This window comes from Streptomyces prunicolor NBRC 13075 (assembly GCF_000367365.1).
In the GTDB taxonomy this organism is placed as follows: domain Bacteria; phylum Actinomycetota; class Actinomycetes; order Streptomycetales; family Streptomycetaceae; genus Streptomyces; species Streptomyces prunicolor.
Genome location: NZ_BARF01000102.1, coordinates 51,722 through 64,842, shown reverse-complemented (window position 1 = coordinate 64,842; position 13,121 = coordinate 51,722). Strand labels below are relative to the sequence as shown.

Genomic DNA, 13,121 nt, shown 5'->3' with positions numbered 1-13,121 from the left:
CCCGCTCCGCCCCGCCCCGCCCTCAGTCCCGTGTCACCCGGAGCCCGTCCCCCGCGCCTTCGACCGCCAACGCCCCGTCCACGTCCGTCCGCAGGACCACCGCGCCCATGGCCCGCAGCGCCGCGACCGTGCTGGGGGCGGGGTGCCCATAGACGTTGTGTTCACCGCAGGAGATCAGCGCCAGCCGCGGAGCCACCCTGCGCATCAGGTCCGGGTCCTGGTAGGCCGAGCCATGATGGGCGACTTTGAGTACGTCCACGCCTCCCAGCAGCGCGGCCGCCGGTGACCTCAACAGCTCCTGCTGGGCCGGGGGTTCGAGGTCCCCGAGCAGCAGCAGTCGTAGCCCGGCCGTCCGTACCAGCAGGGCGACGCTGGCATCGTTCGGCCCGTCCGGGTCCGGCGCCGGGCGCGGTGGGGGCCACAGCACCTGCCAGGAGAGCGGACCGGTGCTGCGCTGTTCACCGGCCACGGCCCGGGTGACCGGGATGTGCTGTTCCGCCGCCGCCCTCCGTACGAACTCGGCCTGGTCCGCGGGCTCTTCGAAGGACGTCGTCTCGATGGCGCCCACCGCGCGGCCCCGCAGCACCCCGGGCAGTCCCGCCACATGGTCGGCGTGGAAGTGGGTCAGGACGACGAGCGGAATCCTGGTGATGCCGAGTGTGCGCAGACACTGGTCGACCAGTTTCGGATCGGGCCCGGCGTCCACGACCACGCCGGTGCCCTTGCCCGCCGCGAGCACCGTCGCGTCGCCCTGCCCGACATCACACATCGCGAACCGCCAACCCGGCGGCGGCCACCCCGTGATCACCCGGGTGAGCGGCGCCGGCGCCACCACGATCAACAGCAGCAACAACCCGCAGACACCGCACAACCAGGGGTACTTCAGCAGCCTCCGCCCGACCAGCACGAGCACCGCGACAGCGAGCGCGAGCAGCAGCGCCCCGGTCCAGCTGCCCGGCCAGTCCACTCCCCCACCGGGCAGCGCCGCGCCGGTCCGGGCAACGTCCGCGATCCACCCGGTGGGCCAACTCGCGCCCCAGGCAAGGACCTTGGCCACCGGCATCGCCACCGGCGCCGTCGCCAGCGCGGCGAAGCCCAGCACCGTGGCCGGTGCGACGGCGATCTCCGCGAGCAGGTTGCACGGCACCGCCACCAGGCTCACCCGCGCCGACAGCACGGCCACGACCGGCGCGCACAACGCCTGCGCGGCAGCTGCGGCGGCCAGCGCCTCGGCCAGCCGCGGCGGAACCCGGTGCCGACGCAGCGTTTCGCTCCAGCGCGGCGCGAGCGTGAGCAGGGCACCGGTGGCCAGCACGGAGAGCAGGAAGCCGTAACTGCGGGCCAGCCAGGGGTCGTAGAGCACCAGTAGCAGTACGGCCGTCGCCAGGGCCGGGATCAGTGATCTGCGGCGCCCGGTCGCCAGGGCGAGCAGCGCGACGGCGCCGCAGGCCGCGGCCCGCAGCACGCTCGGGTCGGGCCGGCACACGACGACGAACCCGAGCGTGAGCCCCCCGCCGAGCAGTGCGGTCGCCCGGAGGGAGATGCCCAGACGCGGTGCCAGACCCCGGCGTTCGATGTGCTGGGCGAGACCGGGTGGGCCGATGAGGAGGGCGAGCAGGATGGTGAGGTTGCTTCCGGAGACGGCGAGGGTGTGCGCGAGGTCCGTCTCTTTGAATGCCTCGTCCAACTCGGGTGTGATCCGCGCGGTGTCCCCGACGACCAGCCCCGGCAGCAACGCCCGCGCGTCGCCCGGCAACCCGTCGGTGGCCTCACGCAGCCCGGCCCGCAACCGCCCCGCGAACCGCTGTGCTCCGGACGGCCCCTCCACCACCTCCGGCACCGGCTGGTTCCGTACCCGCAGCACGGCCGCGACCCGGTCCCCGCTCGTCAGCGAGGGCGCCAACCGCGCGGTCACCTTCACCCGCGTGGAGGGAAGCAGCCCGAGCCAGGGTGAATGCTCCGGCCCGCCACCAGAACCCCCCGTCGCGCGCCCTCCCTTGGCGGACGAGCCCGGGTCGACGATCAACAACACCGGTGCCCGCGTCTCCACGACCGTCCCGTCCATCTCCTCGACCCGCCGCACCTCGGCCTCGATCAGCACGGAGACCGGAGCCGCGTGATCCCCGCTGATCCGGGGCCGGGTCAACCGTGGATCGGAACCGACCTCCACCTCCGTGGTCACGGTCGCGTACTCCCGTGCCAGTTCGGGCACCGGCCCGCGCCGCAGATCCGCCCCGTGCAACCCGGCGGAGGCAGCGGCCGCGGCGATGGCGAGGAGCAGGGCGGCGATCGAGACACGGGGCCATGCGGCCTGCCGCCATGAGGGTGCAGGGTGCATTCCCTCTGGTGAGAGGTCCGGGTGAGCGTCCCGCCAAGAAGGAGTACGACCGCCGGCCGTGCCGTCCCGCCGCCGCGTCACCAGCAGCAGCACGAGCGCCCCGGTCAGCGAGGCGACGGCGACTCCTGTGACCCAGCCCGGCGACGCGTCCAGCGCCAGTGCCGCCGTCGCCCAGGCCGCGAGCGCGGGCGGTACGAGTCGTAGGTCCGTCGGTCCTTCCTGCTGGGGATGTGCGGCACCCCGCCGGCTCCCGGAGTCGGCGTGCACGGTTCGGCGGGCCGGCGAAGGGGCGTCGTCCTGTGCCGTGTGACGAGGGGGCGCGGGCTCGGGCGGATCGACGTGGGCGGAGGGCGTGGCCGCATCGGATCCCGTGGTCATGGCTGCACCAGGTCCCGCAGATCGGCGAAGCGGCGGTCGCCGATGCCGTTGACCTGGCGCAGCTCGTCCACCGAGCGGAAACCGCCGTGCTGGGTGCGGTAGTCGATGATGTGCTGGGCCAGCACCGGACCCACACCGGGCAGGGTGTTGAGCTGATCCGCGGTGGCCGTGTTGAGGGACACCGGAGCCGTCGGAGCCGCTCCCGCGGCGGAGCCCGCCGAGCCCGCGATCCCCGTGCCGTTCGCACCGCCCGCGCCAGGCGCCGCCGCGGGGGCCGGACCGCCGACGACGATCTGCTCCCCGTCCACGAGGAACCGGGCCCGATTGAGCCCGTCGGTGTTCGTGCCCGGACGCACCCCACCCGCCGCCCGCAACGCATCGGTCACCCGCGAACCGGCCGGAAGCCGATGAACCCCGGGCTCCCGGACCTTGCCGCTGACGTCCACGACGATCTCGGTACCGGCGGCCGCACCCGAAGCACCTCGCGCTCCGACCGACGAGGCACGCGGCTCGGCCCCTTTCCCCGCAGCTCCGCCCCCACCGCCGCCCCTATCCGCATCTCCATAGGGAGCCGCCGCCCCCACCACCTCCGGGGCACGCACAGGCTGGGTCCGGCCCACCCAGAAGTGCTGCACGGCGAAGACCGCGGCCACGACGAGCAGGACACCGAGCGCTACCACGTTCCGCCGCTCCAGCCCGCACCGCGTCTGCACCCACACCGGCATCCGCTCCCGCAGAGCCGCCCCGACCCGCTCCCGCCAAGCCCCGGCCGCACGATCCCGCCCGAGGCCTACTTCTCCGGTGCCACTGAAATCCCCACCATCGCCACCCGCTCCGCCCCCTCCGGCATACGAGAAGTCATCAGCCTCCAGGGCAACACCCACCGGCACCCCCACCCGAACCCCTCGCTGCCCCGCCCCCAACCCAGGCCCAAGCCCAGACCCAGACTCCGGCTCCGGCTCCGGCTCCCGAACAGCCCAAGGCCCAGCATCAACAGGCGCGGGAAAACGAAGCCCCGCCGCCGTAACCACAGCCGGAGCAGCCCGCCCCCTCGCCTCGCGCACGGACGGAACAAGAGCCTCTACGACTTCACCAGGCGGCCCATTCCCGAACTCCCCCTGCGCAACGGCACGTTCACCCCGTTCGCCAAAGAGCAGTTCCGCCCGTCGCCGAAGTTCCTCCGCCGAAGCCTGGCGATGTGCCCGCCCCCGTGCAGGCGTGCGGCGATGCCGAGTTCGGCCGTCGGAGGACGGGGTGCGGCCCGGGCCGCTGGTCGCAGTCGCTGTGTGTGAACGTGATCGAAGTGCCATGCGCCGAGGATCGGACATTCCGCGACGTCGCGATGATCTTGGTCAATTCCCGGGGACAACCGCCCAGTTGTGGATAACTCCGTCACCCACACGGGCGTCGCCCGCCCAAAACGCCGCTCAGACACCGCTCAGGCACCGCTCAGGCACCCTTCAAGCACCGGCCCGCGAACGCCCGACGCCTCCCCCAAGAGCGCCGCCCCTCACAGCACCGCCCCGGCAAACCCGTCACCGAGGCGAAACCACAGCCCCCAACAACCCAGGCCCGGTATGCGCCCCGATCACCGCCCCGACCTCGCTCACATGCAGATCGGCCAGCCCCGGCACCCGCGCCCGCAACCGATCCGCGAGCGCCGACGCCCGCTCAGGCGCCGAGAGATGGTGGACGGCGATGTCGACCTGTGCGCTCCCCGCCCGGTTCGCCGCGAGCTCCTCAAGGCGGGCGATCGCCTTCGACGCCGTCCGTACCTTCTCCAGGAGTTCGATGCGCCCGCCCTCCAGCTGGAGCAGCGGTTTCACAGCGAGCGCGGAGCCCAACAGGGCCTGCGCCGCGCCGATTCGGCCGCCCCGGCGCAGATAGTCGAGGGTGTCGACGTAGAAGTAGGCGGAGGTGCCGGCCGCCCGTTTCTCCGCGGCCGTGACCGCCTCGTCCACCGTGCCACCGGCCTCCGCCGTCTCGGCCGCGGCGAGGGCGCAGAAGCCGAGCGCCATCGCGACCATCCCGGTGTCCACGACCCGCACCGGCACCGGTGCCTCACGCGCGGCGACGACCGCCGCGTCGTAGGTGCCCGAGAGTTCGGCGGAGAGGTGGAGGGAGACAATGCCGGTGGCGCCGGACTCGGCGACCTTGCGGTAGGTCTCCGCGAAGAGTTGGGGGCTGGGGCGCGAGGTGGTGACGGGGCGTCGCTTCTGCAGGGCCTGGGCCAGGGAGCGGGTGGAGATCTCGGTGCCCTCTTCGAGCGCCCGGTCGCCGAGCACTACGGTCAATGGCACCGCTGTGATGCCGTGGCGCTCCATCGTCAGCGGCGGCAGGTAGGCCGTTGAATCGGTGACGATCGCGACATGGCGGGACATGAGCTGGAGGTTACCTGCCGTAGCGGCCGGGCGGCAGCCCGACCCCTTTCACCTGGGCCGGAACCGGCGGGATCACACCATGCCGCACGTTCACACCGTGCCGCGCCCTCACACCGTGCCGTCCGATCAAGTCGTGCTCTCCGGACGGGGTTTCTTCTGCCAGGGGTAGGAGGGGCGCCGTCCCGGCGGGGTGATGGCGGACGGGGCCGGTTCCTCGGCGGCGGGACGGGAACGCGGGGGTTCCGGCCAGGTCTGCCGGCCCGTCGTGGCATCGGCGGGCGGGGCCTCGGGCCACGGAGGTGTCGTGTGCTCGGCCTTCGTCCAGTGCCGCAGGGCACCGGCCTCCATGTCTATCTGGGCGCTCAGCGTGTCCAGGTCGTCCTCCGCGAAGCGGCCGGCGCGGTCGCGGGCCGCCCAGCGCAGCGAGTCCGCCGACTTCGTGATGCGCTCGGTGCGCTCGCGCAGGGCGGGCAGCCGCTCGGCGAGCGTCCCGCGGTCCGGCTCGGACTCCAGGCGCCGCAGCTCGCCGTCGAGTTCACGGCCGTGCGCGCTGAGCCGCTCGAAGAGGCCCAGGGACTCCTTGAGCGACTCGTCCTCGGTCACGCCCGCGTGCAGCGCGTCCTGGGTCGCACGCATCGATGTGCGCAGCGCGAGCCGGAGTTGGGCCACCTGTCCCTGCGGGCCGGGCTGGGCGAAGGACTTGGCGCGCAGGGTGTGGTCCTCGACCGAGCGCCGGGCCTGCGCGACCGTGCGGTCCACACCGCGCTTGGCCGCACCGATCGCCTTGACCGCCGCATAGCCGCCTACGACCACGAACAGCAGGAAGAGAAGGGCGAAGACTGCGATCACGGCTTCCAACGCTCCTCCACCGGCTCCGGGCGGCACACGCCGCGCCGCTCTTCAACGGTAAACGCAACGGGCAGGTCCGGAGTTCCACAGGAACCCTGGACCTGCCCGTAGGGGACTACCCCGAGACACTCGCCCCGGCGCGTCAAAAGACCGTGCCGACAACAACTACCGACTACGCCGGAACGATGTTCACCAGCTTCGGCGCCCGCACGATGACCTTGCGGATGCCCGCGCCCTCCAGCGCGGCGACGACCTTCTCGTCGGCCAGCGCGACCTTCTCCAGCTCGGCGTCGGAGATCGTCGGCGGGACCTCCAGGCGGGCCTTGACCTTGCCCTTGATCTGCACGACGCAGGTCACGCTCTCGTCCACGACGTACGCCGGGTCGGCGACCGGGAAGTCCTGGTGGACGACCGTGTCGGTGCGGCCCAGCTTGCGCCACAGCTCCTCGGCGATGTGCGGAGCCAGCGGCGCGATCAGCAGCACCAGCGACTCGGCGACCGGGCGCGGCACGGCGCCGCCCGCCTTGGTCAGGTAGTTGTTCAGCTCGGTGACCTTGGCGATCGCCGTGTTGAACCGCAGGCCCTCCAGGTCCTGGCGCACCCCGTCGATCGCCTTGTGCAGGGCACGCAGGGTGTCCTCGCCGGGCTCGGTGTCGACGACCGTGACCTCGCCGGTCGTCTCGTCGACGACGTTGCGCCACAGCCGCTGCAGCAGCCGGTACTGGCCCACCACCGCGCGCGTGTCCCACGGCCTGGACACGTCCAGCGGGCCCATGGCCATCTCGTACAGGCGCAGGGTGTCGGCACCGTACTCGTCGCAGATCTCGTCCGGAGTGACCGCGTTCTTCAGGGACTTGCCCATCTTGCCCAGCAGCCGGGAGACCTTCTCGCCCTGGTAGTAGTAGGCGCCGTCGCGCTCCTCCACCTCGGCGGCCGGCACCGGGAAGCCGCGGCTGTCCTGGTAGACGTAGGCCTGGATCATGCCCTGGTTGAACAGCTTGTGGAACGGCTCCGGGGACGAGATGTGCCCCAGGTCGAACAGCACCTTGGACCAGAAGCGCGCGTACAGCAGGTGCAGTACGGCGTGTTCGGCGCCGCCGACGTACAGGTCGACGCCGCCGTGCGGCATGCCCGCGCGGGGGCCCATCCAGTACTGCTCGATGGCCGGGTCGACCAGCTTCTGGTCGTTGTGCGGGTCCAGGTAGCGCAGTTCGTACCAGCAGGAACCCGCCCAGTTCGGCATGGTGTTGGTCTCGCGGCGGTACTTCTGGGGGCCGCGGCCGTCGCCCAGGTCCAGGGTGACGGCGACCCAGTCCTCGTTGCGGGACAGGGGCGTCTCCGGGGACGTGTTCGCGTCGTCCGGGTCGAAGGTGCGCGGCGAGTAGTCCTCGACCTCCGGCAGCTCCAGGGGCAGCATCGACTCGGGCAGCGAGTGCGCGATGCCGTCCTCGTCGTAGACGATCGGGAAGGGCTCGCCCCAGTAGCGCTGGCGGCTGAACAGCCAGTCGCGCAGGCGGAAGTTGACGGTGCCCTCGCCGATGCCCTTGCGGGCCAGCCACTCCGTGATGCGGGCCTTGGCCTCGGCGACGGGCAGGCCGTCCAGGGAGATGTCGCCGTTCGAGGAGTTGATGATCTTCGCGTCGTACGACCCGAAGGCGTTCTCCCATGTCGACGTGTCGGTGCCGCGGCCGTCGGTGGGCTCGACGATGCAGTGGATCGGCAGCTCGAAGGCGCGCGCGAAGTCGAAGTCGCGCTGGTCGCCGCAGGGGACGGCCATGATCGCGCCGGTGCCGTAACCCATCAGTACGTAGTCGGCGATGAAGACGGGCAGCCGCTCGCCGTTGACCGGGTTGGTCGCGAACACGCCGGTGAAGACACCGGTCTTGTCCTTGGCCTCGGCCTGCCGCTCGATGTCGGACTTGGTGCCGGCCTGCGCGCGGTACGCGGCGACGGCCTCCGCCGGGGTGGCGTGCCCCCCGGTCCACACGTCGTGCGTGCCCTCGGGCCAGGCGGCCGGCGTGAACTTGTCGACCAGCGGGTGCTCGGGCGCCAGCACCATGTAGGTCGCGCCGAACAGGGTGTCGGGGCGGGTGGTGAAGACGGTGATGTTCTCGCCGTCCACGGGGAAGTCGACGCGGGCACCCTCGGAACGGCCGATCCAGTTGCGCTGCTGCAGTTTGATGGCCTCGGGCCAGTCCAGCCCGTCCAGGTCGCCCAGCAGCCGGTCGGCGTAGGCCGTGATGCGCATGTTCCACTGGCGCAGCTTGGCCTTGAAGACGGGGAAGTTGCCGCGCTCGGAGCGGCCGTCGGCGGTGACCTCCTCGTTGGCCAGGACGGTGCCCAGGCCGGGGCACCAGTTGACCGGCGCGTCGGAGGCGTACGCCAGGCGGAACTCGCCCAGGACGTCGGCACGTTCGGTGGCGCTCAGCTCGGGCCACGCGCGCGTGTGCCCCGGTACGGCTCGCTCACCGGTCTCGAACTGGGCGATCAGCTCGGCGATCGGGCGGGCCCTGTCGGCCTCGTCGTCGTACCAGGAGTTGAAGATCTGGACGAAGATCCACTGGGTCCACTTGTAGTACTCGGGGTCGATCGTGGCGAACGACCGGCGCTTGTCGTGGCCCAGGCCCAGCGCGCGCAGCTGGGACGTCATGTTCGCGATGTTGGCCTCGGTGGACACGCGCGGGTGCGTGCCGGTCTGCACGGCGTACTGCTCGGCGGGCAGGCCGAAGGCGTCGAAGCCCAGGGTGTGCAGCACGTTGTGGCCGGTCATCCGCTGGTACCGGGCGAAGACATCGGTGGCGATGTAGCCCAGGGGGTGGCCGACGTGCAGGCCCGTACCGGAGGGGTACGGGAACATGTCCATGATGAACTTCTTGGGGCGGGCCGCCAGTTCGGGGTCGCCGGCCAGGTCACCGGTCGGGTTCGGCGCCTCGTAGGTGCCCTGGGCTTCCCAGAAGTCCTGCCAGCGTGCCTCGATGTCCGCGGCCATGGCGGCCGTGTAGCGGTGCGGGGCGACCACCTCGGCGGCGGCAGCGGGGTTCGTCTCGCTCATGATCCTCAAAGCTCCATCGATCGTCTCTGCCGGCGGCTGCGACTTTCAGGCTGTGACATCCACCATGTGACATCCAGCAAATGAAAAATCCCCTCGCACAGGAGGGGACGCCGCGCCGATTCCGACCTCACCGTTCGCCGGTGGTCGGGACTGATCAGCGCGGCTCGCTAAGCAGAAGGCGTACAGCACGCATGGCATGAGGGTACCGCAGCCCTTGAGCACAACGCGACGCGCTTCCGTATCACCCTTGGCACCCTGTCCACAGCGGCGTGGACCGACCCCAGTTCGAGGATTACCTTCGCGTACCACCCACTACAGGACATGACAGCAAGCGCATAGTCGTTTGATAACAACGCAATAACTCAAACCTCGTACCCACCGGTATGGAGCCACTTAGAGTTCGGCAGCGGGACCGCTTTCCCGATACTGCTCGGAGTTGCCCCCATGAACCCTCGTCGTAGTACCAGTTCGCTCCCCAAGCCGGGCCGCTCGGCCTATGGCGTGGTGAGCCTCGTCGTCCTGATCTTCATACCCGTGTTCGTGCTGGCCGGAGGCAGCCAGGTACAGGACTTCCTCAACTTCGGTGCGGGCGTTCTCTCGCTCGTCTCCCTCTCCTGCTCGGTGATCTGGGGGCTCGTCGCCCAGGACCGGGTCATCCTCAACATCCGCCAGCGGATCGTGGCGCAGGGCATCCACCGGGTGACCGCCGTCGGCTCGATCGCGTTCCTCGTGATCCACATCACGGTCAAGCTGGCGCTCGACCACACCGTCCTGATCGCCGCGCTGATCCCGTTCAGCCTCGGTGTGAAGGGCAGCGCCGGGCTGATCGGCCTCGGCTCCCTCGGCGGCCTGCTGATGATCTTCGTGGGCATCACCGGCGCCCTGCGCAACCAGTTCGCGTCCCCCGCGCCGGTCGCCGCCCGCTGGCGCGCGATGCACATGCTGGCCTACCCGGCCTGGTGCGCGGCGCTGATCCACGGCCTGTTCGCGGGCCGCGCGGCGAAGCCGTTCTTCATGATCTCGTACGAGCTGTGCCTGGTCGGGGTCGCCGCCGCCCTGGCCCTGCGCTCGGCGCCCCGCCCGTTCAAGCGCAAGTTCGCCGACAAGGTCGCCAGGCTCCTGGGCAACGAGGAGCGGCCGGGTCTCGACGAACTCGACGCGAGCCGCGGTCGCGTGGGCGAGTCGTCGCTGCCGGGCTTCGAGAAGCGCGAGAGCCGGCGGCCGGCGCAGCCCTCGTTCACCGAGACCGGGTCGATCCCGCGCGTGGACTCCAACGCCATGTACGAGACGAGGTCGATGACCCCGGAGGCGGCCAAGAACGATTTCGCCGCCGCCTACCGCACCGCCGACCCGTCCACCGGTCAGATGCCGTTCGTCACCGACCAGACCTCGCGCATGAACATGCCGATGGACATGCAGAACACGCAGGCGGCCCCCCGCGCGGACAACGGCGGCAGCACCTCCGGCAGCTGGCCGGTCCCCTCGCCCCCGCCGGTCGGCGAGGCGCCCGCGTCGGCGTACGACCCGCTCCAGGACACCGGGTACAACAACATCCCGACGTACAACAACAACGCGAACACGGGCGGGTACGGCGAGGGATACGTGTACGACACCGGTGAGTCGAACGGTGCCTCCGGTACGTACAACCCCAATGACACGTACAACAGCGGTCCCGCCACTGATCAAACGCCCAACGCTTCGTACGACTTCGACGCGCAGGGCGGCTCGGGCGAACCTTGGAACACGCCTTCCGGAGGCTATAGGTGAACGAGGCCCTGCCCGACGTCCCAGAAGTCCGCGTGGTCGGCCTTCCGCAGCTCACGTCTGGCTTCGACCTTGTCGAGAGACTCGACCTGCCCATGCACCTGAAGGTGCACGGGCCACTCGAACCGATGGGCGGGGAGCAGCTCGCGAAGCTCTCCGAGGCCATCAACCTGAAGGGCCGCGGCGGCGCGGGCTTCCCCTTCCACAAGAAGCTGCGGTCGGTCGCCGAGGCGGCGATCAAGCGCGGCGTACGACCGGTCGTCGTCGTCAACGGCAGCGAGGACGAGCCGGCCTGCCGCAAGGACACGGTGCTCATCAACCGTGCCCCGCACCTCATCCTGGACGGCGCCCTCCTGGTCGCCGAAGCTCTGGGTGCCCGCACGCTCGTGGTGGGGGTCACCCGTGAGTCGACGCAGCGCTCCATGGAGGCCGCGCTCTCCGAGCGCGGCCTGAGCAACACCCGCCGCTCGGCACTGAAGGCGTTCGTCCAGCGCAACCCGATCCGCATGGTCACCGGCGCCGCCGCGTCGCTGATCCGCTCGATCGACGGCGGCCCGGCGATCCCGCCCGGCCGCAAGGTCAGCGCCTCCCAGAACGGCGTCGGCGGCGCCCCCACCCTGCTCTCCAACGCCGAGACCTTCGCCCAACTCGCCATCGCCGCCCGCATCGGCCCCGAGCGCTACGGCAACACCGGCCTCTACGACGAGCCCGGCACCGTCATGCTCACGGTCTCCGGGGCGGTCGCCCGCCCCATGGTGATCGAGGTCCCGACAGGTGTACCGCTGCGCTACGTCCTGCAGTTGGCCGGTGCCCCGCCGGTCCCCCAGGGTGTGCTGACGGGCGGTTACCACGGCAAGTGGATCGACGCGGCGACGGTCAACGAGGCGATCGTCTCCCGCAACTCCCTGGACGCGGTGGGCGGTGCGCTCGGCGCGGGCGCCATCATGCCGATCACCCAGGAGACCTGCCCGCTGGGCGAGTCACTGCGCGTGGCCCAGTGGCTGGCCGACGAGAGCGCGGGACAGTGCGGTCCCTGCTACCTCGGTCTGCCCGCCGCCGCGCGCGGCATGGAGGACATCCTCAACGGCGGCGGCCCGGCCGCCCTGGAGGCGCTCAAGCAGGTCGCCAAGGCCGTGAAGCGACGCGGCGCGTGCTCCCACCCGGACGGCTCCGCGATGTTCCTGGAGTCGACCATCAAGGCGTTCACGGACGACCTCGCCGCCCACGTCCTCGGAAACGGCTGCGGAAGGCCCGTGGAGGGCGTTCTGCCGCTCTTCGAGGCCGGCCAGCTCCCTGCGGGCATCACGAGTGGCGCGGAGGCCGAGGAGAGCGGTCCCAGCCGTCAGAAGATCTACGTCGACTGGACACTGTGCCGGGGCCACGGTCTGTGCGCGGACATCCTCCCGGAGGTCTTCGAACTCGGCGCCGACGGCTTCCCCACCGTCGCGCAGGCCCAGGTGCCGCGGTACGCAGAGGCGAAGGCGCTCCGCGCGGTGCGCCGTTGCCCGGCGCTCGCCCTGCGCCTGGAGGAGGAGACGGCGCGGGACAAGGGCCCGTCCCGCAACCTGCCGGTCCTCTCCCAGGGCCGCGGCCGACGGGCTCTGGGCCGCTGAGCACACGAGCAGCGGGCCGCCCCTTCTTAAGAAGAGGGCGGCCCGCTGCTCCATGAACGGCATCAACTGCCCCTGAACACACCGAAGGCGGGTCATCCTCTCGGATGACCCGCCTTCGACTTCTGTGGAGCTAAGGAGAATTGAACTCCTGACCTCCTGCATGCCATGCAGGCGCTCTACCAACTGAGCTATAGCCCCGCGCAGGGTGCTACCGGGTCTCCCCGGTGGCGACGCCAACATTACCGGTGGACCCGGTGCACCACCAAATCGTTTCCGTCGGCGTGACGGTGACCGTGATCGCCGGGACCTCCTCGCGGGGTCCCGGCCTCGGTCAAGCGGTGACGAACGAATAGAACCGTTTCAAAGTGCAGTGCTCTTCCAGGAGTCGACCGTAGATCGGCTCACCCTCGAGCTCGCGGTACGTCTCGATCGGATCGCCTTTTATGATCAGCGCCCGCGCGCACTCCTCGCACCAGTACTGGTAGTCGGGATTCACCGGTTCCATGTCACGGACGATCGGCGTCCCACTGCCGCACCAGTCGCACTTTCGCCTGTGTGCACCCATCGATCAGCTCCAGCTGTGGCCGCAGGCCGTGCACACGTAGGAAACTCCGCCGTTGTCACCAAGGACTTGGGCCACGTGGGCGGAACCGCAGGAAGGGCAGCTCAGGCGGGTGATCGTATCCCGTATCAACGCCGCATCGAAGAGGTGGTCGACCTCCTCGATGATGCTCGCAGGCATCGCT

General features: G+C 70.7%; 9 protein-coding genes and 1 tRNA gene. 2 read left to right on the top strand and 8 right to left on the bottom strand.

Translation table 11 applies throughout. The features are described 5' to 3' along the window. Positions 1-22: 22 nt before the first annotated feature. From SPR02S_RS43200 to leuS, 5 genes are all read right to left on the bottom strand, one after another. On the bottom strand, positions 23-2,716 hold the full coding sequence (locus SPR02S_RS43200) for a ComEC/Rec2 family competence protein (RefSeq protein WP_245607716.1): 2,694 nt from the start codon (positions 2,714-2,716) through the stop codon (positions 23-25). Beyond that, positions 2,713-4,026 carry a ComEA family DNA-binding protein gene (locus SPR02S_RS64565; RefSeq protein ID WP_106437131.1) on the bottom strand — a complete coding sequence of 438 codons (1,314 nt, stop codon included), beginning with the start codon at positions 4,024-4,026 and terminating at the stop codon, positions 2,713-2,715. The genes SPR02S_RS43200 and SPR02S_RS64565 overlap by 4 nt, the downstream gene beginning before the upstream one ends. Before the next feature lie 225 nt (positions 4,027-4,251). Then, entirely contained in the window at positions 4,252-5,097 is an 846-nt protein-coding gene (locus SPR02S_RS43185; RefSeq protein WP_019063270.1) for a DegV family protein, read from the bottom strand. A gap of 126 nt (positions 5,098-5,223) precedes the next feature. Beyond that, positions 5,224-5,955 carry a hypothetical protein gene (locus tag SPR02S_RS43180; RefSeq protein ID WP_026151397.1) on the bottom strand — a complete coding sequence of 244 codons (732 nt, stop codon included), beginning with the start codon at positions 5,953-5,955 and terminating at the stop codon, positions 5,224-5,226. Between the two features lie 163 nt (positions 5,956-6,118). Then, complete coding sequence (leuS, locus tag SPR02S_RS43175; RefSeq protein WP_019063268.1) at positions 6,119-8,998, bottom strand: leucine--tRNA ligase; 2,880 nt, start codon at positions 8,996-8,998, stop codon at positions 6,119-6,121. A 444-nt stretch (positions 8,999-9,442) separates the two neighbouring features. Between leuS and SPR02S_RS43170 the strand changes: the two genes are divergently transcribed. Both SPR02S_RS43170 and SPR02S_RS43165 read left to right on the top strand, forming a co-directional pair. After that, positions 9,443-10,765, top strand: a complete 1,323-nt coding sequence (locus SPR02S_RS43170) for a ferric reductase-like transmembrane domain-containing protein (RefSeq protein ID WP_019063267.1) — start codon at positions 9,443-9,445, stop codon at positions 10,763-10,765. Next, on the top strand, positions 10,762-12,375 hold the full coding sequence (locus tag SPR02S_RS43165) for an NADH-quinone oxidoreductase subunit NuoF family protein (protein WP_019063266.1): 1,614 nt from the start codon (positions 10,762-10,764) through the stop codon (positions 12,373-12,375). The genes SPR02S_RS43170 and SPR02S_RS43165 overlap by 4 nt, the downstream gene beginning before the upstream one ends. Before the next feature lie 125 nt (positions 12,376-12,500). On the opposite strand, the gene SPR02S_RS43160 is transcribed toward SPR02S_RS43165, so the two are convergent. The 3 genes from SPR02S_RS43160 to SPR02S_RS64175 all read right to left on the bottom strand — a co-directional run bounded on the left by SPR02S_RS43160 (position 12,501) and on the right by SPR02S_RS64175 (position 13,117). Beyond that, a tRNA-Ala gene (locus tag SPR02S_RS43160) sits at positions 12,501-12,573 on the bottom strand. A 133-nt stretch (positions 12,574-12,706) separates the two neighbouring features. Beyond that, the gene (locus tag SPR02S_RS43155) at positions 12,707-12,940 is read right to left on the bottom strand and encodes a hypothetical protein (protein ID WP_003976229.1); all 234 of its coding nucleotides are present in this window, start codon (positions 12,938-12,940) and stop codon (positions 12,707-12,709) included. A 3-nt stretch (positions 12,941-12,943) separates the two neighbouring features. Continuing rightward, positions 12,944-13,117, bottom strand: coding sequence for a hypothetical protein (locus tag SPR02S_RS64175; protein ID WP_019063265.1), 174 nt, complete (start codon positions 13,115-13,117; stop codon positions 12,944-12,946). Positions 13,118-13,121: the final 4 nt, after the last annotated feature.

Excerpts from the sequence above, each read along its gene's own strand:
- SPR02S_RS43200 (WP_245607716.1), bottom strand. The coding sequence starts at position 2,716 with ATGACCACGGGATCCGATGCGGCCACGCCCTCCGCCCACGTCGATCCG.
- SPR02S_RS43170 (WP_019063267.1), top strand. The coding sequence starts at position 9,443 with ATGAACCCTCGTCGTAGTACCAGTTCGCTCCCCAAGCCGGGCCGCTCG.
- SPR02S_RS43155 (WP_003976229.1), bottom strand. The coding sequence starts at position 12,940 with ATGGGTGCACACAGGCGAAAGTGCGACTGGTGCGGCAGTGGGACGCCG.
- SPR02S_RS64175 (WP_019063265.1), bottom strand. The coding sequence starts at position 13,117 with ATGCCTGCGAGCATCATCGAGGAGGTCGACCACCTCTTCGATGCGGCG.
- leuS (WP_019063268.1), bottom strand. The coding sequence starts at position 8,998 with ATGAGCGAGACGAACCCCGCTGCCGCCGCCGAGGTGGTCGCCCCGCAC.
- SPR02S_RS43185 (WP_019063270.1), bottom strand. The coding sequence starts at position 5,097 with ATGTCCCGCCATGTCGCGATCGTCACCGATTCAACGGCCTACCTGCCG.
- SPR02S_RS64565 (WP_106437131.1), bottom strand. The coding sequence starts at position 4,026 with ATGGCACTTCGATCACGTTCACACACAGCGACTGCGACCAGCGGCCCG.